The sequence below is a fragment of the Enterobacter sp. NFIX59 genome (genome assembly GCF_900113755.1).
Classification (GTDB): Bacteria; Pseudomonadota; Gammaproteobacteria; order Enterobacterales; family Enterobacteriaceae; genus Enterobacter; species Enterobacter pseudoroggenkampii.
This window is the reverse complement of the sequence record NZ_FOQN01000001.1, coordinates 937,586-962,502: the sequence shown is the minus strand read 5'-3', so window position 1 is coordinate 962,502 and position 24,917 is coordinate 937,586. Positions and strand designations below refer to the sequence as shown.

The 24,917-nt window shown below is 58.6% G+C and carries 22 protein-coding genes, 2 tRNA genes and 1 other RNA gene; 10 read left to right on the top strand and 15 right to left on the bottom strand.

The annotated features are described in order from the left end of the window. Positions 1-77: 77 nt before the first annotated feature. Entirely contained in the window at positions 78-1,001 is a 924-nt protein-coding gene (locus tag BM007_RS04705) for a DMT family transporter (RefSeq protein WP_090417405.1), read from the top strand. Here the strand turns inward: BM007_RS04705 and rutG are convergent. From rutG to rutA, 7 genes are read right to left on the bottom strand one after another with little or no spacing between them, the layout of a single operon-like run. Then, positions 989-2,311 (bottom strand): pyrimidine utilization transport protein G, encoded by a 1,323-nt coding sequence (rutG, locus tag BM007_RS04700; RefSeq protein ID WP_090417403.1) that lies wholly within the window; start codon positions 2,309-2,311, stop codon positions 989-991. The two genes, BM007_RS04705 and rutG, sit on opposite strands and share 13 nt — an antisense overlap. Positions 2,312-2,332: 21 nt before the next feature. Then, positions 2,333-2,827 carry an NADH-dependent FMN reductase RutF gene (gene rutF / locus BM007_RS04695; protein ID WP_023327078.1) on the bottom strand — a complete coding sequence of 165 codons (495 nt, stop codon included), beginning with the start codon at positions 2,825-2,827 and terminating at the stop codon, positions 2,333-2,335. Positions 2,828-2,836: 9 nt separating this feature from the next. Then, complete coding sequence (locus BM007_RS04690; RefSeq protein WP_023327079.1) at positions 2,837-3,427, bottom strand: malonic semialdehyde reductase; 591 nt, start codon at positions 3,425-3,427, stop codon at positions 2,837-2,839. Positions 3,428-3,436: 9 nt separating this feature from the next. After that, positions 3,437-4,237: a pyrimidine utilization protein D gene (gene rutD / locus BM007_RS04685; RefSeq protein ID WP_090417401.1), complete on the bottom strand. Its 801-nt coding sequence runs from the start codon at positions 4,235-4,237 to the stop codon at positions 3,437-3,439. 7 nt (positions 4,238-4,244) lie between these two features. Continuing rightward, a complete protein-coding gene (gene rutC, locus BM007_RS04680; RefSeq protein WP_008499822.1) occupies positions 4,245-4,631 on the bottom strand; it encodes a pyrimidine utilization protein C in 387 nt (128 codons plus the stop codon). An 11-nt stretch (positions 4,632-4,642) separates the two neighbouring features. Next, entirely contained in the window at positions 4,643-5,332 is a 690-nt protein-coding gene (gene rutB, locus BM007_RS04675; RefSeq protein WP_090417400.1) for a pyrimidine utilization protein B, read from the bottom strand. Continuing rightward, positions 5,332-6,423 carry a pyrimidine utilization protein A gene (gene rutA / locus BM007_RS04670; RefSeq protein WP_023617762.1) on the bottom strand — a complete coding sequence of 364 codons (1,092 nt, stop codon included), beginning with the start codon at positions 6,421-6,423 and terminating at the stop codon, positions 5,332-5,334. Before rutA ends, rutB begins: the two co-directional genes overlap by 1 nt. Before the next feature lie 245 nt (positions 6,424-6,668). Between rutA and rutR the strand changes: the two genes are divergently transcribed. Continuing rightward, entirely contained in the window at positions 6,669-7,307 is a 639-nt protein-coding gene (gene rutR / locus BM007_RS04665) for an HTH-type transcriptional regulator RutR (RefSeq protein WP_045417154.1), read from the top strand. Here the strand turns inward: rutR and BM007_RS04660 are convergent. Continuing rightward, positions 7,304-7,699, bottom strand: coding sequence for a lysozyme inhibitor LprI family protein (locus BM007_RS04660; RefSeq protein ID WP_024909640.1), 396 nt, complete (start codon positions 7,697-7,699; stop codon positions 7,304-7,306). The genes rutR and BM007_RS04660 overlap by 4 nt on opposite strands. A 51-nt stretch (positions 7,700-7,750) precedes the next feature. Continuing rightward, entirely contained in the window at positions 7,751-11,713 is a 3,963-nt protein-coding gene (gene putA, locus BM007_RS04655; RefSeq protein ID WP_090417399.1) for a trifunctional transcriptional regulator/proline dehydrogenase/L-glutamate gamma-semialdehyde dehydrogenase, read from the bottom strand. A 423-nt stretch (positions 11,714-12,136) separates the two neighbouring features. On the opposite strand from putA, the gene putP reads away from it, so the two are divergent. Further along, positions 12,137-13,645, top strand: a complete 1,509-nt coding sequence (gene putP, locus BM007_RS04650; RefSeq protein ID WP_090417397.1) for a sodium/proline symporter PutP — start codon at positions 12,137-12,139, stop codon at positions 13,643-13,645. Positions 13,646-13,758: 113 nt separating this feature from the next. Then, positions 13,759-14,178: a DUF3574 domain-containing protein gene (locus tag BM007_RS04645; protein WP_032648964.1), complete on the top strand. Its 420-nt coding sequence runs from the start codon at positions 13,759-13,761 to the stop codon at positions 14,176-14,178. Between the two features lie 71 nt (positions 14,179-14,249). Here the strand turns inward: BM007_RS04645 and BM007_RS04640 are convergent, their stop codons facing one another. Further along, positions 14,250-15,434: a NupC/NupG family nucleoside CNT transporter gene (locus tag BM007_RS04640; protein WP_024908972.1), complete on the bottom strand. Its 1,185-nt coding sequence runs from the start codon at positions 15,432-15,434 to the stop codon at positions 14,250-14,252. A 251-nt stretch (positions 15,435-15,685) separates the two neighbouring features. Between BM007_RS04640 and efeU the strand changes: the two genes are divergently transcribed. From efeU to phoH, 4 genes are all read left to right on the top strand, one after another. Continuing rightward, positions 15,686-16,519 carry an iron uptake transporter permease EfeU gene (gene efeU / locus BM007_RS04630; RefSeq protein WP_032648962.1) on the top strand — a complete coding sequence of 278 codons (834 nt, stop codon included), beginning with the start codon at positions 15,686-15,688 and terminating at the stop codon, positions 16,517-16,519. 40 nt (positions 16,520-16,559) lie between these two features. Continuing rightward, positions 16,560-17,687, top strand: a complete 1,128-nt coding sequence (gene efeO, locus BM007_RS04625) for an iron uptake system protein EfeO (protein ID WP_048989838.1) — start codon at positions 16,560-16,562, stop codon at positions 17,685-17,687. Positions 17,688-17,692: 5 nt separating this feature from the next. Then, positions 17,693-18,976 carry an iron uptake transporter deferrochelatase/peroxidase subunit gene (gene efeB / locus BM007_RS04620; RefSeq protein WP_090417395.1) on the top strand — a complete coding sequence of 428 codons (1,284 nt, stop codon included), beginning with the start codon at positions 17,693-17,695 and terminating at the stop codon, positions 18,974-18,976. Between the two features lie 499 nt (positions 18,977-19,475). After that, positions 19,476-20,264 carry a phosphate starvation-inducible protein PhoH gene (gene phoH, locus BM007_RS04615; protein WP_024908976.1) on the top strand — a complete coding sequence of 263 codons (789 nt, stop codon included), beginning with the start codon at positions 19,476-19,478 and terminating at the stop codon, positions 20,262-20,264. Between the two features lie 200 nt (positions 20,265-20,464). Here phoH and BM007_RS04610 read toward each other — a convergent pair. The 4 genes from BM007_RS04610 to BM007_RS04595 form a co-directional block, all read right to left on the bottom strand. Beyond that, positions 20,465-20,602, bottom strand: a non-coding RNA gene (locus BM007_RS04610) — RtT sRNA. A gap of 44 nt (positions 20,603-20,646) precedes the next feature. Beyond that, positions 20,647-20,734 (bottom strand) — tRNA-Ser (locus tag BM007_RS04605). Positions 20,735-20,871: 137 nt separating this feature from the next. After that, on the bottom strand, positions 20,872-21,549 hold the full coding sequence (locus tag BM007_RS04600) for an isochorismatase family protein (RefSeq protein ID WP_024908977.1): 678 nt from the start codon (positions 21,547-21,549) through the stop codon (positions 20,872-20,874). 20 nt (positions 21,550-21,569) lie between these two features. Further along, the gene (locus tag BM007_RS04595; RefSeq protein WP_090417393.1) at positions 21,570-22,430 is read right to left on the bottom strand and encodes a pirin family protein; all 861 of its coding nucleotides are present in this window, start codon (positions 22,428-22,430) and stop codon (positions 21,570-21,572) included. 109 nt (positions 22,431-22,539) lie between these two features. Between BM007_RS04595 and BM007_RS04590 the strand changes: the two genes are divergently transcribed. Next, a complete protein-coding gene (locus tag BM007_RS04590; protein ID WP_024908979.1) occupies positions 22,540-23,445 on the top strand; it encodes a LysR family transcriptional regulator in 906 nt (301 codons plus the stop codon). Positions 23,446-23,577: 132 nt separating this feature from the next. Here BM007_RS04590 and BM007_RS04585 read toward each other — a convergent pair. Next, positions 23,578-23,665 (bottom strand) — tRNA-Ser (locus BM007_RS04585). A gap of 232 nt (positions 23,666-23,897) precedes the next feature. On the opposite strand from BM007_RS04585, the gene ghrA reads away from it, so the two are divergent. Continuing rightward, a complete protein-coding gene (gene ghrA, locus BM007_RS04580) occupies positions 23,898-24,836 on the top strand; it encodes a glyoxylate/hydroxypyruvate reductase GhrA (RefSeq protein WP_090417391.1) in 939 nt (312 codons plus the stop codon). Positions 24,837-24,917: the final 81 nt, after the last annotated feature.

Below are 24,917 nucleotides of genomic sequence, written 5' to 3'. Positions count from 1 at the left end.
TTTTTTTATTTCTGCAACATTGAACTGTAACCAAAGGCAACGCACACTACAGAATTGTTCTCACTTGCTGGTGCCGCATGTCTGTCTCACGCTTTAAATTCTCCGTAAAACCGCAGGAAGCCATCCTCATTCTCATCACCATGTTCTGGGGCGGGACGTTTCTGGCCGTTCAGTACGCGGTGACCCTCAGCGATCCGTTCTTCTTCGTTGGTCTGCGCTTTGCGACGGCGGCGCTTGCCGTAGGGCTGATTTCGCTTAACACGCTGCGGGGTCTGACGCTCAAAGAGCTGAAGGCCGGCGTGGCCATTGGTGTCGCGATAGCGATGGGCTACAGCCTGCAGACGTGGGGATTGCAGACCATCTCCAGCAGCAAATCCGCGTTTATCACCGCGATGTATGTGCCGCTGGTGCCGCTATTGCAGTGGCTGTGCCTGGGGCGGCTGCCCGGTCTGATGTCCTGTATTGGCATCGTGCTGGCGTTTATCGGTCTGATTTTGCTGGCCGGGCCGGAAAACAACCTCCTGGCGCTGGGGCCGGGCGAGATCATCACCCTCGTCGGGGCGGTTGCGATTGCGGCGGAAATTATCCTGATCAGCGCCTGGGCGGGCAAGGTGGACGTCAAGCGGGTTACGGTAGTACAGCTTGCTACCGCGTCGCTGGTGGCCTTTGCGACGATGGTTCCGGCAGGGGAGTCCGTGCCGCCGATGTCCACTGGGCTGATTGTGGTCGCACTGGGTCTGGGTATCTTCAGCGCCATTATTCAGGTCACCATGAACTGGGCGCAGCGCAGCGTATCGCCAACCCGCGCGACGGTGATTTATACCGGTGAACCTGTCTGGGCGGGCATTTTCGGGCGACTGGCTGGGGAACGTCTGCCGCTGCTGGCCCTGGTGGGCGCGGCATTTATTGTCGCCGGGGTGCTGGTGAGCGAGTTGAAGCTCAAACGGAAGAAAAACGCGCTGCCAGAAAATGACAGCGCGACGTTAAATCAGGAATCCTGATGCACGACGGCGCCCTGCGGCGCATCAGCCATCCGGCGGCTCAGCAGGGCGTTAAGCAGGATCGCGCCGAAGGTCGCCGTGCCAATCCCGCCGATCGTAAAGCCGCCCAGCGTCAGGGCAAAATCGCCCGCGCCCAGCACCAGCGTGACCGCCACCATAATCAGGTTGCCGTTCTGGCTGAGATCGACCCGATGCTGCACCCAGATGCGCGCGCCGGCCACGGCGATCAGCCCAAACACCACAATCGATGCCCCGCCGATAACCGGTGACGGAATGGTGTGGATCAGCGCGCCGAATTTCGGTGAGAAGCCGAGCAGCATCGCCATTACCGCCGCCGCCACGAAGACCAGCGTCGAGTAGACTTTGGTCACCGCCATTACGCCGATGTTTTCGGCATAGGTGGTGACGCCGCTGCCGCCCACGGAACCGGAGAGCATGGTTGCCAGCCCGTCACCGACGAACGCGCGGCCCATGTACGGATCCATGCTGCGCCCGGTCATTCCCGCGACCGCCTTCAGGTGACCTAAGTTCTCTGCCACCAGGATCACCGCCACCGGTGCGATAAGCATCATCGCCTGGGTGTTAAAGGTGGGCGAGGTCACTTTCGGCAGGCCGAACCAGGCGGCCTGATGCAGCAGCGTAAAATCCACCGGCTTGCCGAGACCAAAAACGTTCGCCAGCAGGGCATACACCAGACAGGCAACAATCAGCCCGACCAGAATCAGCAGCCGCTGGATCATGCCTCGCGTGAACACCGCCACCAGGCCGATGCACAGCACGGTGATCACCGCCATCCAGCTTTCAAACGGCGAGGCGGAGACGCTTCTGACCGCAATCGGGGCGAGGTTCAGGCCAATCGCCATCACCACGGCGCCCGTCACGACCGGGGGCATCATGCGCTCGATCCAGCGCGTGCCAATCTTCATCACTACCAGACCAATCAGGGTATACACCAGACCACAGGCGATGATGCCGCCGAGGGCCACGCTCAGGTTGGGGTTGATCCCCTGGCCGTTAAACCCGGTGGTGGCAATAACCACGCCGACAAAGGCGGCGCTGGATCCCAGATAGCTGGGCACGCGCCCGCCGGTGACAAAAAAGAACAGCAGGGTGCCGATACCCGACATCAGAATAGAGAGGTTGGGATCGAGCCCCATCAGCATCGGCATCAGCACCGTGGCGCCAAACATCGCAACCGCGTGCTGGACGCCCATCACCATCGTCTGCCCGAGCGGGAGGCGTTCATCCGGCGCGACCACGCCTGCTTCTGTGGAGGTCGATTTCAACTGCCAGTGGGGAAATCCGAACATGGTCTGTCTCCTTAAAGCGGGTTAACAGGCGGGGCGCATAAGCGCGTGGTAGCCGCGGTCAAACCACACCAGCCCTTGCGGCGCGGGGTGGCGAATAATCGAAACAATGTCGCAAAACAGAATGTCATGGGTACCGACGCTCACCACCTGGCTGATGCGGCAGTCAAACGAGGCCAGCGCATCCTCCAGGCGCGGGCAGCCGGTGTCGCCCGTCTGCCAGCGGGCGGCGGCGAAGCGTTCTTCCATCGGCGTTTTGCCGCCAAACAGGTTTGAGAGCGGCTCCTGCCCGGCGCTCAGGGTATTCACGCACAGCGTGCGGTTTTCGCTGAACGTTGGCCAGACGGACGCGCCGCGGTTCAGGCACACCAGCAGGGTGGGTGGGGAATCCGTGACGCTGCACACCGCGCTAGCGGTGAAGCCTGCCATCCCCGCGGGACCGTCGGTGGTGATGATATTCACCGCCGCGCCGACGCAGGCCATGGCGTCGCGAAAGGTTTGTTTATCCGGTGTCGTCATCATCGCTCCTTACGCCAGCCCGCAGGCATCGTCGAAGGTCAGGCGCGGCAGGCGGCCGTAAAGTTTGCCCGGGTCGCCGTAGCCAATGTTGATCAGCAGATTGCTTTTAAGCGTCGTGCCGGTGAAAAAGGCCTCGTCGACCTTTTGGCGGTCAAAGCCCGACATCGGGCCGGTGTCCAGCCCCAGCGCGCGACAGGCGAAAATCATGTAGGCGGCCTGCAGCGAGCTGTTGCGAAAGGCGGTCTCTTCCGCCAGCGCGGGGCTTGCGGTAAACCAGCTTCTGGCATCGCCGTGCGGGAACAGTTCAGGCAGGCGTTCGTAGAATTCACTGTCCCAGGCCACAATCGCCGTGACCGGAGCGGTGAGCGTTTTCTCCAGGTTGCCGCTGGAGAGCGCCGGGCGCAGCTTCTCTTTTCCCTCCGCGCTTCGCACAAACACAATGCGCGCCGGGGAGCAGTTGGCGGAGGTTGGCCCCCATTTCATCAGGTCGTAGATTTCGCGCAGCGTCTCGTCGCTGACGGCAATATCCTGCCAGCCGTTATGGGTGCGGGCGCCGGTGAACAGCGTTTCCAGCGCGGTGGGATTAATGGCTTCGCTCATTACAGCTCCTTATAAAGCGTGTTCATGACTGTGCAGCAGGCTGGCCAGCCCGTTCAGCAGCAGGGTGTTAAAGGTGTCCGGCTCGGTGACGTTACAGGCATGTCCGCCCTGGCGCATCACCGCGCTGTGGCTGTGCGGGATCGCAGCCTGCAGCTCAGACGAGCAGACAGAGGGCACCAGCATGTCGTCGGCGGAACAGATGATCTGGACCGGGCAGCGAATGCGTGCGGCGTGGCGGCTGAAGTCGGCCTTTTTCAGGGCGCTAAGCCGGTGCAGCAGGTTGGTTTTTCCCTGAAAGTGGGCCAGCGCCAGGGCCTCTTCGGCCTCGAGACGGGGGGCGCGAGCGGCCATCCAGTCTGCCGGGTAGAGAAACAGCGGCTGCGCCTCAACCCACGCCTGCGGGCCGCCGTAATGCAGCAGGCGCTCGCGGATCTGAAAGCAGCGGCGGGTGTGGGCGTTGAGGCTCAGCCAGCCGTTGACGCACACCAGCGCGGTGAGGGCGTCGGGCCTGTCGAGGGCCAGCTGCAGGCCGACCAGCGCCCCCAGCGCGTGGCCGACGATGCTGTAGCGCGCGATCCCGGCCTCTGCCAGCGCCTGGGCCAGTTCGTCCGCCATCTGTGCCAGGCTGTACCCTTCCGGCAGGGCGTCGGGGTTATTGCCCGTTCCGCGCTGGTCATAGCACACCACCTGATACTCCGGTTCCATCGCGGCCAGCTGGGGCAGCCAGTAGCTGCCGCTGCCGCCGAGACCGGAAATAAGGACCACCACGGGCGCACCCTCATACGGGGGCGGTGAGACGGAGAGTTTCATGGCCGCCTCACTTCGCGATGTGCGCAACGGTGGCGATTTCAACCAGCGCGTCCGGCTTCACCAGCCCGCACTGAATGCAGAAACGGGCCGGTTTATCGCCGGGGAAGAACTCCGCGTAGATTTCATTAATCGCGGCGTAGTTTTTCCAGTCGGTGATAAAGATGCTGTTGAAGGTCACATCCTCCATCGTGCCACCCGCCGTTTCGATCACGGTTTTGATCGTCTCCAGCACGTGGCGGGTTTGCGCCTTTGGGTCGTTGATAAACACCACGTTGTTGTCTTTATCAAACGGCAGCGTGCCGGAGACATACACCACGCCGTCGGCGAGGGTGCCGGGAACAAACGGGGCGATGGGCGTGCTGGTGCCCGGCGGGATAATTACGGATTTCGGCATCGTGTGTCTCCTCAGGCGATACGGGCGAGCGGAGGATTCAGGGCGTCGCAGAAATCATTGACGCAGCTGACCCAGCCAAAAAAGGTTTCGATATTGAACAGGGCCGCCTTCTGGGCAAATTCCGGCCCGGCCTGATGGGTCGCGTCTTCCAGCACCACGCCGAAATACTCGAGGAAAAAGCCGTCGCGCAGGGTCGACTCCACGCAGACGTTGGTGGCGATGCCGGTGAACACCAGATGGCGAATGCCCCGACTGCGCAGCAGGCTGTCGAGCGGGGTGTTGAAAAAGCCGCTGTAGCGCGGTTTCGGCAGGACGATATCACCCGCCTGCGGGACCAGTTCATCCACCAGCTGATAATCCCAGCCGCCCTTCGCCAGCAGTTTGCCCTGCAGCTCGGGCCGTTTACGCATGGTTTTCAGGGCGTTCGACTTGTGGAAGTTGGGCGAGCCGGGGCCGCCGGCCTCGACGTACTGATCGTCCCAGCCGTTCTGGAACCAGATGATGAGCATGCCCGCGGCGCGCGCGGCGGCGACGGCGGTTTTAATGTTCTCAATCACCGGTCGGGTGGCGGAGACGTCGAACCCCGCCAGATCCAGATAGCCGCCCTGGCTGGCGTAGGCGTTTTGCATGTCCACCACGATCAGCGCGCTCTGCTGCGGCGCAAAGGTGATGGCTTCCGGGCGTGCGTTAAGGGTTGTCATTACGCCACCTCCTTCGTGACGGCAGGAATGTGGGCGCGGCACTGCATCAGCGGCTGGATGCGCTCGCCGAAGGTCTCCACACCGGTGAGGAAGTCATCGAAGGTCAGCAGGACGCCTTCCGCCCCGGGAACGGCCGCCACTTCATCGAGCATTCTCGCAACACTGGCGTACGAGCCGACCAGGGTGCCCATGTTGATATTGACGGCGGAGGTCGGGTCGGCCATCTGACGAACGTTGGTGTCCGCGCCGGAGCGGGTATCCTTCTGGCTCTGCTCGGTGAGCCAGCTCAGGGCTTCCTCGTCGGCGCCGTCCTTATAGCGCTCCCATTTTGCGCGCGCCGCGTCGTCGGTTTCGTCGGCAATCACCATAAACAGCACGTAGGAGCCCACGTCGCGCCCGGTTTTGTCGGCGGCTTCTTTCATGCGCGCGGCGGTCGGGGCGAAGGCGGCAGGCGTGTTCACACCTTTACCGAAGCAGAAGTTAAAGTCGGCGTATTTCGCCGAGAATTCCATTCCCGCGTCGCTCTGCCCGGCGCAAATCACCTTCATCGGCACCGACGGCTGCGGGCTGACGCGGCAGTCGTTCATGGTGAAGAAGTCACCTTTGAAATCGCTTTTTCCGGTACCCCACAGATCGCGCAGCACCTGCACGTACTCGGTCAGGTAGTCGTAGCGACGCGAGAAGTAATCGTCCCCCGGCCAGAGCCCCATCTGCTCGTACTCCGGTTTTTGCCAGCCGGTGACCAGATTGACGCCAAAGCGCCCGCCGGAGATGGAGTCGATGGTGGAGGCCATGCGCGCCACGATCGCCGGGGGCAGGGTGAGCGTGGCGGCGGTGGCGTAGATTTGGATCCGCGAGGTGACTGCGGCCAGCCCGGCCATCAGGGTGAAGGACTCCAGGTTGTGGTCCCAGAATTCGGTTTTGCCGCCAAAGCCGCGCAGCTTGATCATCGAAAGCGCAAAGTCGAAATGGTAGTGCTCCGCTTTCTGCACGATGGCTTTATTTAGCTCAAAGGTCGGCATGTATTGCGGTGCAGTGGTCGAGATAAGCCAGCCGTTGTTGCCGATGGGTACAAATACGCCAATTTTCATCACGAACCTCTCTTCATTACGTCGCAGGTGTAACGGTGTTTTTGCAAAGGCAGTGCCAGTTTTGAAAATGGCTGTGTTATTAATGTGTTAATCAGAAGTTGGTGGTTTGATTGGATTAAATGTGGACTAACTGGTCAAAAACATTGCACAGAAAACAGGCATTCATGCGCGATCGGAGTGCAGAATGTCGTGACGAGACGGGGGTTTTGCTATGCTGAGGGCAACGCAGAATAAGGAGAGCGGGAATGGCACAAGGCGCAGTGAAAACACCAGGTAAACGTTCGCAGGCGGTGAGCGCTAAGAAACAGGCGATCCTCAGCGCGGCGCTGGAGACCTTTTCGCAGTTTGGTATTCACGGCACGCGCCTGGAGCAGGTGGCGGAGCAGTCCGGGGTATCCAAAACCAATCTGCTCTACTACTACCCGTCGAAAGAGGCGCTGTATGTCGCGGTGATGCAGCAGATCCTCGATATCTGGCTGGCGCCGCTGAAAGCGTTCCGCGAAGAGCTGGCCCCGCTGGTGGCGATCAAAGAGTACATTCGCCTGAAGCTGGAGGTGTCGCGCGATTACCCGCAGGCTTCACGACTGTTTTGTCTTGAGATGCTGCAGGGGGCGCCGCTGTTGCAGGCGGAATTAACCGGAGATTTAAAACAGCTGGTGGACGATAAGTCGGCCATTATCGCCGGATGGGTGGCCAGCGGAAAACTGGCTCCGGTCGATCCGCATCATCTGATCTTTATGATTTGGGCCTCCACCCAGCATTACGCTGACTTTGCGGCCCAGGTCGAGGCGGTGACTGGAAAAACGCTCCAGGACGAAGCGTTTTTCCACAGCACCCTGGAAAACGTGCAGCGGATGATTATCGAAGGGATCCGCCTGCGTTAGTTCCCCGGTGGGAGAGGGCAGCTTAAGTCGCCCTCTTCGCACTGCATCAGCGAGGCCAGAAACGCTTCGCGCTCCACGGTTTTTTCCGCCAGGCACTGGTTAACAATCATTGGCTGGACGCTCCCGCCTTCCGTCCCCGAACCGATAAACGCACAGTCCGCGTCGCGCAGGGCAATCCACGCCTGCTGCGCTTTTTTCAGCAGATCGCGCTGGGGGGCAGCCGCACGCTTGATGGCGGCCTGATAGGTCTGGTTGAGCTTTTTATCGGCAGCCTGGTACTGCTGCGCGCTACAGGTATTCAGTTCAAGCTGGGTGGTCGCTTTGTCGCACTCGTCGGCCAGCGCGCTGGCGCTTAGCAGCAGTGCTGCGCCTGCGATAAGAAATCGTTTCATACACTCCCCAATTAAATAAGGCTCCGTCTCCGGAGCCTTATTAGCACAGCGTTAGCCGATTGTCATCAGGCTGGCGTTACCGCCTGCCGCCGCGGTATTGACGCTGAGAGAGCGTTCTACATACAGGCGTTCCAGCAGCAGGTTGGTTTCACCGCGGGCGAAGCCCTGCACCGAAACAATTGCCCCGCTGCGGGCCGCAACCTGCTCGCAGAGTTCGCGCAGCTGGTCGGAATCACCGTGATAAATCACGGCATCAAACGGCTGCGTCAGCAGCGCATCGGCTTTCGCGAAGTGAATGCGGGCCGAGACCGCTTTCGGCAGCTGTTTGGCGAGATCGCGATGTAGCGCATCGTCCGGCCACAGCACTTCACACCCGGTTGCCATCGCGGCAGCCAGCTGCACCAGCGCGTCCTGCTCGTTATCGGCCACGCACAGTACGCGTTCGCGCGGCATGAGCGTCCAGGTGTTGCGCTCGCCGGTCGGCCCCGGCAGCAGACGCTGCGTACCGGCCTGTGCCAGCTCGCCGTACTGCTGCGCCACGGCACGCAGTTCAGGACGTTTTTCCGCCCAGGCGATCAGGGCTTCAAGTGGCTGCGTCAGCACGGTTTTCAGCTGTGCATCCACCGGATATTCCGCATCCTGACGTGCCAGGGTGACGCCCAGCGCGTTCTCCGGTCGGTTCGCCAGCAGACGGTACAGGTAGAGTGGACCGCCCGCTTTCGGACCGGTGCCGGAAAGGCCTTCACCGCCGAACGGCTGCACGCCCACGACCGCGCCAACCATGTTGCGGTTAACGTACAGGTTGCCCACTTTGGCGCTGCCGGTTACCTGCGCGATGGTCTCGTCGATACGGGTATGTACGCCAAGCGTCAGGCCATAGCCGGAGGCGTTGATCTGCTCAACCAGCTCGTTGAGGTTGTTACGGTTGTAGCGCACCACGTGCAGTACCGGACCGAAGACCTCTTTTTTCAGCTCGTCGAAGCTCGCCAGCTCGATAAGCGTAGGCGGCACAAAGGTGCCGGTACGCCACTCGCGGGTATCTTCGCTGTTTTCACGCACCGCCTGGAACACCGGACGGCCTTTCGCGCGCATGGTCTGAATGTGGTTTTCGATGTTGGCTTTGGCTTCCGCGTCGATCACCGGCCCGATGTCGGTGGTGAGACGGCCCGGGTTGCCCATGCGGCATTCGGCCATCGCGCCGCGCAGCATTTTCAGCGTGTGGTCCGCCACGTCGTCCTGCAGGCACAGCACGCGCAGGGCGGAGCAGCGCTGACCTGCGCTGTCGAAGGCGGAGGCCAGCACGTCGACCACCACCTGCTCGGTGAGGGCGGAGGAGTCAACGATCATGGCGTTCATGCCGCCGGTTTCCGCGATGAGCGGCGTAGGACGACCCTGTGCATCCAGACGAGTGGCAATGTTGCGCTGCAGCAGCGAGGCCACTTCGGTCGAACCGGTAAACATCACGCCGCGCACGCGGTTATCGGAGGTCAGTTTGGCGCCCACGGTTTCACCGCGGCCCGGCAGCAGCTGGACCACGCCCGCCGGTACGCCGGCTTCCAGAAGAATATTGATGCCCTGTGCGGCAATCAGCGGGGTCTGCTCTGCCGGTTTTGCCAGCACGCTGTTGCCTGCGGCAAGCGCGGCGGCAATCTGGCCGGTGAAGATCGCCAGCGGGAAGTTCCACGGGCTGATACAGACGACCGGGCCGAGCGGACGGTGGGTTTCGTTGTCGAAATCATCGTGCACCTGACCGGCGTAGTAGTGCAGGAAGTCGACCGCCTCGCGCACTTCGGCGATGGCGTTGCTGAAGGTTTTACCCGCTTCGCGCACCAGAATACCGATGAGCGACTGCATCTGATCTTCCATCAGCACCGCCGCGCGCTCCAGAATGGCGGCACGCTCCTGTGGCGGCGTGGCGAACCAGATAGGAGCGTTATTCACAGCGCTGTCCAGCGCCTGATCCACTTCCGCATCGGTGGCTTCACGCACGTAGCCGACGATATCTTTTGGCTCTGCCGGGTTGATAACAGGCTGCATGTCGCCGTCAGCAGCGGGCTGCTCCAGCATCGGTTTGGCCTGCCACTTCTGCAATGCGCTGTTGAGCAGGGCAGAGGAGAGGGATGCCAGACGGTGTTCGTTGGCGAGATCCAGGCCCGCCGAGTTAACGCGACCTTTGCCGTACAGCTCGCGCGGCAGGGCAATCTTCGGATGCGGCAGGCCAATCTGGCCTTCCTGGGCCGCCATCTTCTCTACGGCCTGCACCGGGTCGGCCACCAGCTCGTCCAGCGGCAGGGTGGTGTCAGCGATGCGGTTAACGAAGGAGGTGTTCGCGCCGTTTTCCAGCAGGCGACGCACCAGGTACGCCAGCAGGGTTTCGTGGGTACCCACCGGAGCATAGATACGGCACGGGCGGTTCAGCTTGCCGTCCGCCACTTTACCGGTCACCTGCTCATACAGCGGTTCACCCATGCCGTGCAGGCACTGGAATTCGTACTGGCCCGGGTAGTAGTTCTGCCCGGCCAGGCTGTAGATTGCCGCCAGGGTGTGGGCGTTGTGGGTGGCGAACTGCGGATAGATCAGGTTCGGCACGCCGAGCAGCTTTTTCGCGCAGGCGAGGTAAGAGACGTCGGTATAGACCTTGCGGGTATAGACCGGATAGCCTTCCAGCCCTTCCATCTGGGCGCGTTTGATTTCGCTGTCCCAGTAGGCCCCTTTCACCAGACGGATCATCAGGCGACGGCGGCTGCGGCTGGCCAGGTCAATCAGGTAATCAATGACGAACGGGCAGCGCTTCTGGTAGGCCTGGATAACGAAGCCGATGCCGTTCCAGCCCGCCAGCTCCGGCTCGAAGCACAGTTTTTCCAGCAGGTCGAGGGAGATCTCCAGACGGTCGGCCTCTTCGGCGTCGATGTTGATGCCGATGTCATACTGGCGCGCCAGCAGGGTCAGGGACTTCAGGCGCGGGTAGAGCTCTTCCATCACCCGGTCGTACTGCGCGCGGCTGTAGCGCGGGTGCAGGGCGGAAAGCTTAATCGAGATGCCCGGGCCTTCATAAATACCGCGACCGTTGGACGCTTTACCGATGGCGTGGATCGCCTGCTGGTAAGAGACCATATAGGCCTGCGCGTCGGCGGCGGTCAGGGCCGCTTCGCCGAGCATGTCGTACGAGTAGCGGAAACCTTTATCTTCCAGCTTGCGGGCGTTCGCCAGCGCTTCGGCAATGGTTTCCCCGGTGACGAACTGCTCGCCCATCAGGCGCATTGCCATGTCCACGCCTTTGCGGATCAGCGGCTCGCCGCTCTTGCCGATGATGCGGTTCAGGGAGCGGGACAGGTTGGCTTCGTTATGGGTAGAGACCAGCTTGCCGGTAAACAGCAGGCCCCAGGTTGCCGCGTTAACGAACAGCGACGGGCTGCGGCCAATGTGGGAATGCCAGTTACCGTTGCTGATCTTGTCACGGATCAGCGCGTCGCGGGTGGCTTTATCCGGAATACGCAGCAGCGCTTCTGCCAGGCACATCAGCGCCACGCCTTCCTGTGAGGAGAGGGAAAATTCCTGCAGCAGACCCTGAACCATCCCGGCGCGGCCGGTGGCGGTTTTTTGGTTACGCAGTTTGTCAGCCAGCTGGTACGCCAGGCTGTGCGCCTGGGCGGCAACGGCTTCCGGCAGGCGAGCCTGCTCCAGCAGCATCGGTACGGCGTCGGTTTCGGCGCGGCGGTACGCGCCGGTGATGGCGGCACGGCTGACGGACTGCGGCAGGATCTGCTCGGCGAATTCGAGGAACGGCTGATGGCTTTCATCGCCAGCGGCTGGCGCTTCCTCGCTTTCATTGGCGGCACCGGCGAGCAGGGCAGGCAGCTCCGGCAGGCCCTCGTCGCTCTCGAGTCTTTCGAGATAGTTAAAAATCGCCTGCTTAATTAACCAGTGCGGCGTGCGGTCAATGCGGGTCGCTGCGGTCTTAATCCGTTCGCGGGTTGCGTCATCCAGCTTAACCCCCATGGTGGTCATACCCATGCCAAAGCTCCTGTTGTGCTTTCATCGTGTTTGGTCGTTAGCGTGAAATATCCACCATGTTGCAACTTTGTGCAACCGTGTTAAATGTGACCTGGTTTGCAACCCGGGAAATGAATGAATTGTTAACGGATGGTTAGCTGGAAAAACGTGCTGCCTTTGTCCCGGGAAGCCTGTTTTTATGCGGGAGTTAACACTTTTAAAAGGTGCAACCCGTAAAAGCGTGAGCGAGTGCAACCTACAGGAAACTTGTATCAAACCGGGGATGAAATTGATGTAAATGCAGTGTTAAATCGTTTGTCAGCGGAAGGCGCATACGGCAGGATAGCGCGCCCAACCGAAACACAAGATACATTCACCTCGTTCCGGTGATCATATAACAAGGCAGCCCGGACGGCTGTCGCTCGACACTTTTGGAGAATTTGAATGGCTATTAGCACACCGATGCTGGTGACATTTCTCGTTTATATTTTTGGCATGATCCTGATAGGGTTTTTGGCGTGGCGGTCAACGAAGAACTTTGACGACTACATTCTGGGCGGACGCAGTTTAGGCCCGATGGTGACCGCACTTTCTGCGGGCGCATCCGACATGAGCGGCTGGCTGCTGATGGGGCTGCCGGGCGCGATTTTCATCTCCGGTATTTCGGAAAGCTGGATCGCCATCGGCCTGACCGTCGGCGCGTGGATCAACTGGAAGCTGGTGGCAGGCCGTCTGCGCGTGCACACCGAGGCCAACAACAACGCCCTGACGCTGCCGGATTACTTCACCGGACGTTTTGAAGATAACAGCCGCATCCTGCGCATTATCTCCGCGGTGGTTATCCTGCTGTTCTTCACCATCTACTGTGCCTCCGGCATTGTGGCCGGCGCGCGTCTGTTCGAAAGCACCTTCGGCATGAGCTACGAAACCGCCCTGTGGGCCGGTGCGGCGGCGACCATCCTCTATACCTTCGTGGGCGGCTTCCTGGCCGTAAGCTGGACCGACACCGTGCAGGCGAGCCTGATGATCTTCGCCCTGATCCTGACCCCGGTGATTGTGATTTTCACCGTTGGCGGCTTTGGCGATTCGCTGGAAGTGATCAAGCAGAAGAGCATCGAAAACGTCGACATGCTGAAAGGGCTGAACTTTGTCGCCATCGTCTCCCTGATGGGCTGGGGTCTGGGCTACTTCGGTCAGCCGCACATCCTGGCGCGCTTTATGGCGGCGGATTCTCACCATACCATCGTTCATGCGCGCCGCATCAGTATGACGTGGATGATTCTGTGTCTGGCGGGCGCGTGTGCGGTCGGCTTCTTCGGTATTGCCTACTTCAGCAATAACCCGGCGCAGGCGGGCGCGGTAAACCAGAACGCCGAGCGCGTGTTTATCGAGCTGGCGCAGATTCTGTTTAACCCGTGGATTGCCGGTATTCTGCTCTCCGCGATCCTGGCGGCGGTAATGTCCACCCTGAGCTGCCAGCTGCTGGTCTGCTCCAGTGCGATCACCGAAGACCTCTACAAAGCCTTCCTGCGTAAAAACGCGAGCCAGAAAGAGCTGGTGTGGGTAGGGCGCTTTATGGTGCTGGTGGTGGCGCTGATTGCCATCGCGCTGGCGGCCAACCCGGAAAACCGCGTGCTGGGCCTTGTGAGCTACGCGTGGGCGGGCTTTGGTGCGGCGTTTGGTCCGGTCGTGCTGTTCTCCGTCATGTGGTCACGTATGACCCGTAACGGCGCGCTGGCGGGAATGATTATCGGTGCGCTGACCGTTATCGTCTGGAAACAGTTCGCGTGGCTGGGCCTGTACGAAATCATCCCAGGCTTCATCTTCGGCAGCATCGGTATCGTGGTCTTCAGCCTGCTGGGTAAAGCACCGTCTGCCTCCATGCAGAAACGCTTTGCGGAAGCAGACGCGCACTACCACTCCGCACCGCCGTCTAAGCTGCAGCCGGAATAATTCTCCCCTCACCCTAACCCTCTCCCCAAAGGGGAGAGGGAATAAACCTCTCTTGCTAAATTCTGCAATTTACGTTGATATCGCTGTGCTTATAACAATGAGGATAGCGAAGCATGACAATCAAAACAGGGTTAATGGCGGCAGCATTATTGATGCTGGCGGGCTGCAACGCGCCATCGCAACATGCGGCGGTAGAAACCTGCAAAGCGGATAACCAGATGCAGCAAACCACGCTCTATTTCGGCTTAAACCGTCCTGCCGGGGCGCAGATCACCAGCAACGAATGGCAGCAGTTTGTTGACCAGGACGTGACGCCGCGTTTCCGCGATGGCCTAACGGTGTTTGATGCCCGCGGGCAGTGGCTGGGGAACGACGGAAAAGTGGCGCGTGAACCGAGCAAGGCGTTGATGCTGATCCACGGTAAAGATGCGCAGAGCGAGAAGAACATCGAAGCGTTGCGCGGGATTTATAAATCACGCTTCGCGCAGGAGTCGGTGATGCGTGTCGACCAGCCGGTGTGCGTGCAGTTTTAATGAAAACGGCGGGATAACCCGCCGTTGTTGTTTTGTAGGCCCGGTAAGCGCAGCGCCACCCGGCACAAAACTTACAGCACCAACCCCGCAAAGCTCGCCGACAGCAGGCTCACCAGGGTCGCACCGTACACCAGGCGCAGACCAAACCGCGACACCACGTTACCCTGCTGCTCGTTCAGGCCCTTAATCGCCCCGGCCACGATGCCGATGGAGGCGAAGTTCGCGAACGACACCAGGAAGACGGATAAAATGCCCAGCCCGCGCGGGGACATCTGGTGCGCTATTTTTTGCAGCTCAATCATCGCCACAAATTCATTCGCCACCAGCTTGGTTGCCATAATGCTGCCCGCGTTTAAGGCATCGCTCAGCGGAATCCCTACCAGCCATGCCAGGGGATAAAATACATAGCCGAGGATCTGCTGGAAGCTCATACCAAATACGCTGGAGAAGAGGGCGTTAACGGCACTAATAAGCGCGATAAAACCAATCAGCATCGCCAGAATAATCATCGCCACCTTAAAACCGGCCAGAATATACTCGCCAAGCATCTCGAAGAAGCTCTGCGATTCATGCAGTTTTTCCAGTTTGATATCCGGCTCCGCTTCCGGGCGCGTCGGGTTGATGACCGTGAGAATAATAAAGGTGCTGAACATGTTCAGAATCAGCGCCGCGACGACAAATTTAGCGTCGAGCATGGTCATATACGCCCCGACAATCGACAGGGAGACCGTCGACATCGCCGTGGCTGCCATGGTGAAGAGACGACGAGAGGAGAGATCGCCCAGCACGCCTTTGTAGGCAATGAAGTTTTCTGACTGACCGAGGATCAGCGAACTCACCGCGTTAAAGGATTCCAGCTTGCCCATACCGTTCAGTTTTGACAGCAGCGTACCGATTACCCGAATAAAAATCGGCAGGATCCGCCAGTGCTGAAGAATACCAATCAGCGCGGAAATAAAAATAATCGGGCAAAGTACGCCGAGGAAAATGAACGCCAGCCCTTTTTCTCCCATGCCGCCAAAGACGAAATTGGTACCTTCACCGGCAAATTTGAGCAGCGACTCAAAAAATCCTGAGACGTATTTAATCAGGAATAACCCGCTTTCGGCGTGCAGGAAAAAGAACGCCAGAGCAATTTCTATGACAATCAGCTGTAAAACAAAACGAATGCGAATTTTTCGGCGGTCGAAACTCACCAGCCAGGCAAGCGCGAGAATAATGACCAGCGCCAGCAGGAAATGGACAATTTTAAACATAATTTAATTTCACCAGGTGTTTGAGGCGGTTATTTAGCCACAGCCCTGAATCAGCGTAAATGGGCATTTTCGTTATAACTTATAAACTTAACGATAACACCTGAAACTATTATCAGGCTGGGCGTTTACAACTCGTTATCAAAACACCGCACATTTCGCTTGTGTTTCTTTCTGCCGTAATGATAATCACTATCACAAGAATTTACCTTTCTTTGCATCAGTTGACCGCGATAAACATTTAAGGTGTCGGCATGTTTGTTCCATTTCTCATTATGTTACGTGAAGGGCTCGAAGCCGCCCTTATCGTGAGCCTCATCGCCAGTTATCTGAAGCGAACCCAGCGCGGGCGCTGGATTGGCGTCATGTGGATCGGGGTATTCCTTGCCGCGGCGCTCTGTCTGGGCCTCGGTATTCTCATCAACGAAACCACCGGCGAGTTTCCGCAGAAAGAGCAGGAGCTGTTTGAGGGTATCGTCGCCGTGATTGCGGTGGTGATCCTCACCTGGATGGTGTTCTGGATGCGTAAGGTCTCCCGTAACGTGAAGGTGCAGCTGGAGCAGGCGGTGGATAACGCGCTGCAAAAGGGCAATAACCACGGCTGGGCGCTCATTATGATGGTCTTTTTCGCCGTCGCGCGCGAAGGGCTGGAGTCTGTTTTCTTCCTGCTGGCGGCGTTTCAGCAGGATGTGGGGATCTGGCCGCCGCTGGGGGCCATGCTGGGCCTCGCCACGGCCGTGGTGCTCGGTTTTCTGCTGTACTGGGGCGGTATCCGCCTGAACCTGGGCGCCTTCTTCAAGTGGACCAGCCTGTTTATTCTGCTGGTGGCCGCGGGTCTGGCGGCAGGGGCGATTCGCGCCTTCCATGAAGCGGGCCTGTGGAACCACTTCCAGGACGTGGCGTTCGACCTCAGCAACGTCCTCTCCACGCACTCTCTGACCGGCACCCTGCTCGAAGGTATCTTCGGCTATCAGGAAACGCCGAGCGTCAGCGAAGTGGCGATGTACTTTATTTATCTGGTTCCGGCGCTGGTGCTGTTCGCTATGCCGCCGCGTACCGGCACGCAGGCGTCGCGCGTTGCGCCGTAATCTTAGATTTAGTTACAACATACTTTTAAAGGGAAGAGTCATGGCAATTCAGTTCCGTCGTAGTGCGTTATGCGCAGGCATTGCCGCGCTGTTCGCTTCTGCATTCTCCGCCTGGGGCGCGGATGTTCCACAGGTAAAGGTCACCGTCAACGACAAGCAGTGCGAGCCGATGACCCTCACGGTGAACAGCGGCAAAACCCAGTTCATTATTCAGAACCACAGCCAGAAGGCGCTGGAGTGGGAGATCCTGAAAGGGGTTCTGGTGGTGGAGGAGCGTGAAAATATCGCCCCTGGCTTCAGCCAGAAGATGACCGCCAACCTGCAGCCGGGCGAGTATGAGATGACCTGCGGTCTGCTGACCAACCCTAAAGGGAAGCTGATCGTCAAAGGTGAAGCGACGGCCGATGCGGCGAAAGGCGCTGCGGTGCTGAGCCTGGGCGATGCGATTACCGCGTATAAAGCCTACGTCACCAAAGAGACGGCGGAGCTGGCGACGGCAACCAAAGCCTTTACCGATGCGGTGAAGGCCGGGGATATCGAAAAAGCGAAATCCCTCTATGCGCCAACCCGTCAGCATTACGAGCGCATCGAGCCGATCGCCGAGCTGTTCTCTGACCTTGATGGCAGCATTGACGCCCGCGAAGATGATTTCGAGCAGAAAGCGGCCGATCCGAAATTCACCGGTTTCCACCGTCTGGAGAAAGCCCTGTTTGGCGATAATTCTGCCAAAGGGATGGAGAAGTATGCCGACCAGCTGAACAGCGACGTGCTGGAGCTGCAAAAGCGCATCAGCGAGCTGGCCTTCCCGCCATCAAAAGTGGTGGGCGGTGCGGCCGGGCTGATTGAAGAAGTGGCCGCGAGCAAAATCAGCGGCGAAGAAGATCGCTACAGCCATACCGACCTGTGGGACTTCCAGGCTAACGTCGACGGCGCGCAGAAAATTGTTAACCTGCTGCGTCCTCAGCTGCAGAAAGAGAACGGCGAGCTGCTGGCCAAAGTGGATGCCAACTTCAAAAAGGTCGACACCATTCTGGCGAAGTACCGCACCAAAGACGGGTTTGAGACCTACGACAAGCTGACCGATGCCGACCGCAACGCGCTGAAAGGTCCGATCACCGCCCTGGCGGAAGATCTCTCTCTGCTGCGTGGCGTACTGGGTCTGGACTAAGCACGATGAATAAGCATAGCGAGAACGACGTGGTTGAGCCTTCACGTCGTCGGTTGTTAAAGGGAGTAGGGGCGCTGGGGGGCGCGCTTGCTCTGGCCGGTGGTTGTCCGGTGGCGCATGCGGCGAAACCGCAAAGCGCACCCGGCACGCTGTCACCCAATGCCCGCATGGAGACGCAGCCGTTTTATGGCGAGCATCAGTCGGGTATCCTGACGCCGCAGCAGGCGTCTATGATGCTGGTGGCCTTTGATTCGCTGGCCAGCGATAAAGCCGATCTGGAACGCCTGTTCCGCCTGCTGACGACGCGCATCGCGTTTCTTACCGCCGGTGGACCGGCGCCCGATACGCCGAACCCGCGTCTGCCGCCAATGGACTCCGGCATTCTGGGGCCGTTTATCGCCCCGGATAACCTGACCATTACCGTTTCGCTCGGTGAATCGCTGTTTGACGCGCGCTATGGGCTGGCAAAACAGAAGCCGAAGGCGCTGCAAAAAATGACGCGCTTCCCGAATGACTCCCTGGATGCGGCGCTGTGTCACGGCGACCTGCTCCTGCAGATCTGCGCCAATACCCAGGACACGGTGATCCACGCCCTGCGCGACATCATCAAGCACACGCCGGATCTGCTGAGCGTGCGCTGGAAGCGGGAAGGGTTTATCTCGGACCACGCCGCCCGCAGCAAAGGAAAAGAGACACCGGTGAACCTGCTGGGCTTTAAGGACGGTACGGCCAACCCGGACAGCCACGACGGTGCGCTCATGAAGGAGGTGGTGTGGGTCACTGCCGATCAGGGCGAACCGGCATGGGCGGTGGGCGGCAGCTATCAGGCGGTGCGGATTATTCAGTTCCACGTGGAGTTCTGGGACCGCACGCCGCTGAAAGAGCAGCAGACGATCTTTGGTCGGGATAAGCAAAGCGGGGCACCGCTCGGTATGAAGAACGAGCATGATGTGCCTGACTACGCCCGCGATCCCAATGGCGATGTAATTGCGCTCGACAGCCATATTCGCCTTGCCAATCCGCGAACCAAAGAGACGCAGTCGAGCCTGATGATGCGTCGGGGCTACAGCTACTCGCTCGGCGTGACCAACTCCGGTCAGCTTGATATGGGGCTACTGTTCGTCTGCTATCAGCACGATCTGGAAAAGGGCTTTCTCACCGTGCAGAAGCGGCTCAACGGTGAAGCGCTGGAAGAGTACATTAAACCTATCGGCGGCGGCTATTTCTTTGCCCTGCCAGGGGCGCGCGACAGTAACGCGTACCTCGCTCAAGGGCTGATCGAAGCCTGATAATCGTCCCTGCGATAGTTCGCGGGGACATTATTTTTTCATATGACTATCTTGTTGTTATATTTCTGTAATATTTCTATATAAGACTGAATCTACTGCAGGTGCAGTCTTAAAAGTTGCATTCAGGTAAAATAAATGTTGCATTTGTGATAACTCCTGATGTACTTAAGATAAGACAGCGGTAGTTCCCGGCAGTGATGCTGAATCACTATGGAGATCGCGAATGGTTGCGTCCTGTACTGGACAAGGTAAACATAACAACCGCAGCACCCGGCGCGGAGGCTCAGACTCCGGCAGCGATTTCCTCACCACTAAATTCTCCCCCCTTCCTCAAGAATCTGATTCGACCGACGTGCAGAACGGTGCGCGTAGCTGTTCCGTATCGTCATCCGATAAAGCAAGCAATGGCTTACAAGGAAGCCAACCCTCTGATGTTCGTGCGCATAATCGTGCCGAAGCTGGCGCGTGTGATGAATACCAACAACTCAAGGTGCTATCCATGGGAAGACAAAAAGCAGTGATCAAAGCTCGTCGCGAAGCAAAACGTGTGCTGAGACGGGATTCACGTAGCCATAAACAGCGTGAAGAAGAATCGGTCACCTCGCTTGTGCAGATGAGTGGCGTAGAGGCAATTGGCATGGCCCGAGACAGCCGTGATAATTCTCCAATTGTGGCGCGCAATGAGGCTCAGGCGCACTACCTGAATGCTATCGAGAGTAAACAGCTCATCTTTGCAACCGGTGAAGCCGGATGCGGGAAAACCTGGATTAGTGCAGCCAAAGCGGCGGAAGCGCTGATCCATAAGGACGTGGAAAGAATCATTGTTACCCGTCCGGTACTGCAGGCTGATGAAGATCTCGGCTTCTTGCCCGGAGATATTTCGGAGAAGTTTGCCCCGTACTTCAGGCCCGTCTATGACGTGCTGGTGAAGCGGCTGGGTGCATCCTTCATGCAGTACTGCCTGCGACCAGAGATTGGCAAGGTGGAAATCGCGCCGTTCGCCTATATGCGCGGACGTACATTTGAAAATGCGGTCGTCATTCTTGACGAGGCTCAGAACGTGACCGCTGCGCAAATGAAGATGTTCTTAACGCGCCTCGGGGAGAACGTGACGGTTATCGTTAACGGCGATATTACCCAGTGTGACCTGCCATCCGGCGTGAAATCCGGGCTGAGCGACGCCATGTCACGTTTTGAGGAAGATGAGATGATTGGGGTGGTACGCTTCACCAAAGAGGACTGCGTGCGTTCGGCGCTCTGCCAGCGCACGCTGCAAGCGTATTATTGAGTTTGCTGTTGTGTTCAAGGCCCGGGAAACCGGGCTTTGTTTTTTGTGCATTTTATCCCCTCTCCCTTGGGGAGAGGGCTAGGGTGAGGGGCTCAGGCCGCATCGAGCTGCATATAGCACCGGGGGGATTCTCATCCCCCCGCAGGCATGCAATATGCGAAAAAAAAGCCCGCATTTTCATGCGAGCTCTTCTTCAAATATGGCGGTGAGGGGGGGATTGACTCGCTTCGCTCGCCCTGCGGGCAGACTGTTCGCTACGCTCTCAGTCTGTCCAACTGGCTGTCGCCAGTTGTCGAACCCCGGTCGGGGATTCTCATCCCCCCGCAGGCGTGCAACATGCGAAAAAAAAGCCCGCATTTTCATGCGAGCTCTTCTTCAAATATGGCGGTGAGGGGGGGATTCGAACCCCCGATACGTTGCCGTATACACACTTTCCAGGCGTGCTCCTTCAGCCACTCGGACACCTCACCATATTGTTTTGCTGCCTGACCGCTTGGGGGGCAACGGGGCGCTACTATAGGGAGTTGCGCTAAAACGGTCAAGCAGATTTTCTGTATTAGTGTGCGTTCGGTTAAGCCTTAATCAGCTCTTGTCGCAGCACGGGTTATTAACGCTGAGAATCGAGCACTTCGCTGTTTTTAACCACTTCCTGTGCTTTGCCGTAGCTTTCGATCAGCAGCTGGTAAGCCGGGAAGATGTGGGTGTACACCTCAGCCCACTCCGCCGCGTCCTCACGGTTCCAGGTTCGCTGGATCTCTGAGGCCACCGCCGCCGTATCCATCGGAACCACACCGGCCTGCACCACGCGCGCCAGGGTGATCTCCTGCGCCATCTTGCTGTAGGTGCCGGAGGCATCAATCACCGCAAATACTTTGTACCCGTCCGCCACCGCGCTAATTGACGGGAAGGCCATACAGACGCTGGTGATAGTGCCCGCGATAATCAACGTTTTGCGCCCGGTGGCTTTTACCGCGGCCACGAACTCCGGGTTATCCCAGGCGTTGATTTCACCTTTACGGGCAACATATTGCGCATGCGGTGCGTTGGCGTGGATCTCCGGGATAAGCGGTCCGTTCGGTCCCTGTGGAACTGACGCGGTGGTGATCACCGGGATCTTCGCCAGGGTCGCGATCTTCGCTAACGCTGCCGCACGAGCGCGCAACTCTGGCATTGGCATATCTCCGACGGTCTGGAACAGACCGCTCTGGTGATCGATAAGCAACATCACCGCATCGTTCACATCAATAACCGGACGGGAGCCATTAAAATTAGCAGGTGTAGACATCTTCTTCTCCTTTATTACGTTCAGATCTGGCCGAAGCGGCCGGAGTTGAAATCACGAATGGCTTCGTTGATTTCGCTTTTACTGTTCATCACAAACGGGCCATAGCCCACGATGGGTTCATTCAGCGGCTCGCCGGCCATCAGCAGCACTTTTGCATCGCTGCTTGCCTCAAGGTGCAGTTTGTCGCCTTCCTGACTCAGTACGACCAGCTGGGCTTCACCTGCCTGAGTGGTACCGTTCACCGTGATGTTGCCCTCAAGCACCACCAGCGCGGTGCTCCAGCCTTCGGGCTGATTGAGCGCCAGATGACTTCCCTGGTTCAGCGCGATGTCCCAGACGTTGAGCGGTGAGAAGGTGTGCGCCGGGCCGGTAACCGTGTCGTAGCGACCGGCAATGACCCGCAGCGTTCCACCGTTGTCAGGCAGCGTCACCACCGGGATGTCGGCTTTCGTGATGCTCTGGTAGCCCGGTGCGGCCATCTTGTCTTTCGCAGGGAGGTTGACCCAAAGCTGCATCATTTTCAGTTCGCCGCCTTTCTGCGAGAACGCGCTTGAGTGGAACTCCTCGTGCAAAATACCTGCGCCTGCGGTCATCCACTGCACGTCGCCGGGGCCAATCACACCGCCTTTACCCGTGGAGTCGCGATGCTCCACTTCACCTGAATAAACGATGGTGACCGTTTCAAAACCCCGGTGAGGATGCTGGCCTACGCCGCGTTTCGCACCATCTGCCGGAAAGGTGTACGGGCCTGCGTAGTCCAGCAGCAGGAACGGACTCAGCGGCTCGCCGTGGGTTTGATAAGAGAACATTGAACGGACCGGGAAACCATCGCCAACCCAGTGCTGACGAGGAGCGGTATAAACGCCTGTTACGTTTTTCATGATTAACTCCTGATGTTCTGTTGATGTAATTAGCTTATATTCAGGGTTAATATCCCGGTAGATAGTGAAAATGGCATTCACTGTTCCGAAAATAGAACAATGAGGACTTATGCAGGATCTCAATGACTTCGTCTGGTTTGTGAAGGTGGTGGACTACGGGGGGTTTGCGGCGGCGGGAAGGGCGCTTGACCAACCCAAGTCCAAACTGAGCCGTAGGATCGCGCAGCTGGAGGAGCGGCTTGGCGTACGGTTGATACAGCGCACGACGCGGCAGTTTACGGTGACGGAAGTGGGGCACACTTTCTATCAGCACTGTAAGGCAATGCTGATAGAAGCAGAAGCGGCAGAGGAGGCCGTTGCTGCGCTGCAGGCTGAGCCGCGCGGCGTCGTCAGGATCACCTGTCCCGTCACGTTACTGCACGTCCACGTGGGACCGATGCTGGCGCGGTTTATGGCGCGCTACCCCGGGATTAATCTCCAGCTTGAGGCCACCAATCGTCGGGTCGATCTTGTTGGCGAAGGTATTGATGTCGCTATCCGCGTGCGTCCGCGTCCGTTTGATGATAGCGATCTGGTCTTAAGGGTGCTGGCTGACAGGGGGCACTGCCTGGTGGCAAGTCCGCAGTTGATTGAACGTATGGGTAAACCGCGAATGCCTTCCGAGCTCAGTGAATGGCCTGGATTAAGTATGGGGGCCGGTAAACAGGTGCATAAATGGGAGCTCAGTGGTCCAGAGGGGGCGAAAGCGGAGATCCACTACGCACCGCGCTTTATTACCACCGACATGCTGGCACTGCGGGAAGCGGCGATGGCGGGCGTGGGCGTTGTACAGTTGCCGATATTGATGGTGAAGGATCAGCTTGCGTCAGGGGAACTGGTACGGGTGCTGGACGCGTGGGAACCCCGACGGGAAGTGATTCACGCGGTTTATCCTTCGCGGCGCGGCATGCTGCCGTCGGTCAGGACGCTGGTGGATTTTCTGACTGAAGAGTATGCGAAGATGGTGGAAGAGTAGCTTTTCGTAGGTCGGGTAAGCGCAGCGCCACCCGACATAAAGAGCGCAGGGAGTTTCAAGGTTCGAATCCCCCCTTTCGGAGAATATAAAAGAAAAAAGCCCGTACTTTCGTACGAGCTCTCATCTCGAATATGGCGGTGAGGGGGGGATTCGAACCCCCGATACGTTGCCGTATACACACTTTCCAGGCGTGCTCCTTCAGCCACTCGGACACCTCACCATATTGTCATCCCGTTGCTGCCGGGACGGGCGCTAATGTAAGGAAAAGCCGAACTGCCGTCAACTCACTTTTTCAGTAATTTAGCGCGTTTAGACAAACTTCAGGCAACATGATTCTTAAATGTGCTGAAAGCGTCTTTTTTATCAGCAACACAGTTACGCAATAAATTTGTTATGCTGGCAATCCATTTGAAAATGAAAACAAAACAGCGCAATAAAAGGCAGGAATAACTATGGATATACTCTTCTATCACCCCACGTTTGATACGGCATACTGGATCAAGGCGCTTACGGCGGCGTTACCCGGCGCACGCGTACGTGAGTGGAAGCGTGGCGATAATGAACATGCCGACTATGCGCTGGTCTGGCACCCGCCGGTTGAGATGCTGCAGGGCCGCAAGCTGAAGGCCGTTTTTGCCCTGGGAGCTGGGGTGGATTCCATTCTGAGCAAACTGAAGGCACACCCTGAAATGCTGCCGGAAGAGATCCCGCTGTTCCGTCTCGAAGATACCGGAATGGGCCAGCAAATGCAGGAATATGCCGTCAGCCAGGTGCTGCACTGGTTCCGCCGCTTTGATGACTATCAGGCCTTTAAACAGCAGGCCCACTGGGAGCCGCTGCCTGAGTACCGTCGCGAAGACTTTACGATCGGCATCCTCGGTGCGGGCGTGCTGGGCTCAAAAGTGGCTGAAGCTCTCGCTCCGTGGGGCTTCCCGCTGCGCTGCTGGAGCCGCAGCCGTAAGGACTATCCGGGCGTAGAGAGCTTTGCCGGAACGGATGAGCTTCCGGCCTTTCTGAACGGCACGCGCGTGCTGATCAACCTGCTGCCAAACACGGCGGAAACGGTAGGGATCATCAATGAAACCTTGCTCAATCAGCTCGTCGATCAGAGCTACCTGATGAACCTGGCGCGCGGAGTTCATGTTGTGGAAGGCGATCTGCTGAAGGCTCTGGACAACGGAAAGCTAAAAGGTGCCATGCTGGACGTCTATAGCCGTGAACCGCTGCCCGCTGAAAGCCCGCTGTGGAAGCACCCGCGCGTCGCGATGACGCCACATGTGGCTGCCGTGACGCGTCCGGCAGAAGCGGTGGCCTATATATCCCATACCATCAGCGAAATGGAAAAGGGTCATGCGGTCACCGGGCAGGTCGATAGGCAGCGCGGCTACTGAGAGAAACCCGGCGTTCGCCGGGTTTTTGCTAATATTCGCCGCTGATAACTGCTATCCTTTGGAAAAACCGCAGAGGAGAAA

What these genes read in the sequence shown, in the direction of transcription:
- efeU (WP_032648962.1), top strand. Translation starts at nt 15,686, where the DNA reads ATGTTTGTTCCATTTCTCATTATGTTACGTGAAGGGCTCGAAGCCGCC.
- putP (WP_090417397.1), top strand. Translation starts at nt 12,137, where the DNA reads ATGGCTATTAGCACACCGATGCTGGTGACATTTCTCGTTTATATTTTT.
- efeB (WP_090417395.1), top strand. Translation starts at nt 17,693, where the DNA reads ATGAATAAGCATAGCGAGAACGACGTGGTTGAGCCTTCACGTCGTCGG.
- phoH (WP_024908976.1), top strand. Translation starts at nt 19,476, where the DNA reads ATGGGAAGACAAAAAGCAGTGATCAAAGCTCGTCGCGAAGCAAAACGT.
- rutF (WP_023327078.1), bottom strand. Translation starts at nt 2,827, where the DNA reads ATGACGACACCGGATAAACAAACCTTTCGCGACGCCATGGCCTGCGTC.
- rutG (WP_090417403.1), bottom strand. Translation starts at nt 2,311, where the DNA reads ATGTTCGGATTTCCCCACTGGCAGTTGAAATCGACCTCCACAGAAGCA.
- efeO (WP_048989838.1), top strand. Translation starts at nt 16,560, where the DNA reads ATGGCAATTCAGTTCCGTCGTAGTGCGTTATGCGCAGGCATTGCCGCG.
- BM007_RS04595 (WP_090417393.1), bottom strand. Translation starts at nt 22,430, where the DNA reads ATGAAAAACGTAACAGGCGTTTATACCGCTCCTCGTCAGCACTGGGTT.
- ghrA (WP_090417391.1), top strand. Translation starts at nt 23,898, where the DNA reads ATGGATATACTCTTCTATCACCCCACGTTTGATACGGCATACTGGATC.
- rutC (WP_008499822.1), bottom strand. Translation starts at nt 4,631, where the DNA reads ATGCCGAAATCCGTAATTATCCCGCCGGGCACCAGCACGCCCATCGCC.
- BM007_RS04600 (WP_024908977.1), bottom strand. Translation starts at nt 21,549, where the DNA reads ATGTCTACACCTGCTAATTTTAATGGCTCCCGTCCGGTTATTGATGTG.
- BM007_RS04590 (WP_024908979.1), top strand. Translation starts at nt 22,540, where the DNA reads ATGCAGGATCTCAATGACTTCGTCTGGTTTGTGAAGGTGGTGGACTAC.
- BM007_RS04690 (WP_023327079.1), bottom strand. Translation starts at nt 3,427, where the DNA reads ATGAGCGAAGCCATTAATCCCACCGCGCTGGAAACGCTGTTCACCGGC.
- rutR (WP_045417154.1), top strand. Translation starts at nt 6,669, where the DNA reads ATGGCACAAGGCGCAGTGAAAACACCAGGTAAACGTTCGCAGGCGGTG.
- BM007_RS04640 (WP_024908972.1), bottom strand. Translation starts at nt 15,434, where the DNA reads ATGTTTAAAATTGTCCATTTCCTGCTGGCGCTGGTCATTATTCTCGCG.
- putA (WP_090417399.1), bottom strand. Translation starts at nt 11,713, where the DNA reads ATGGGTATGACCACCATGGGGGTTAAGCTGGATGACGCAACCCGCGAA.
- BM007_RS04705 (WP_090417405.1), top strand. Translation starts at nt 78, where the DNA reads ATGTCTGTCTCACGCTTTAAATTCTCCGTAAAACCGCAGGAAGCCATC.
- BM007_RS04660 (WP_024909640.1), bottom strand. Translation starts at nt 7,699, where the DNA reads ATGAAACGATTTCTTATCGCAGGCGCAGCACTGCTGCTAAGCGCCAGC.
- BM007_RS04645 (WP_032648964.1), top strand. Translation starts at nt 13,759, where the DNA reads ATGACAATCAAAACAGGGTTAATGGCGGCAGCATTATTGATGCTGGCG.
- rutD (WP_090417401.1), bottom strand. Translation starts at nt 4,237, where the DNA reads ATGAAACTCTCCGTCTCACCGCCCCCGTATGAGGGTGCGCCCGTGGTG.
- rutA (WP_023617762.1), bottom strand. Translation starts at nt 6,423, where the DNA reads ATGAAAATTGGCGTATTTGTACCCATCGGCAACAACGGCTGGCTTATC.
- rutB (WP_090417400.1), bottom strand. Translation starts at nt 5,332, where the DNA reads ATGACAACCCTTAACGCACGCCCGGAAGCCATCACCTTTGCGCCGCAG.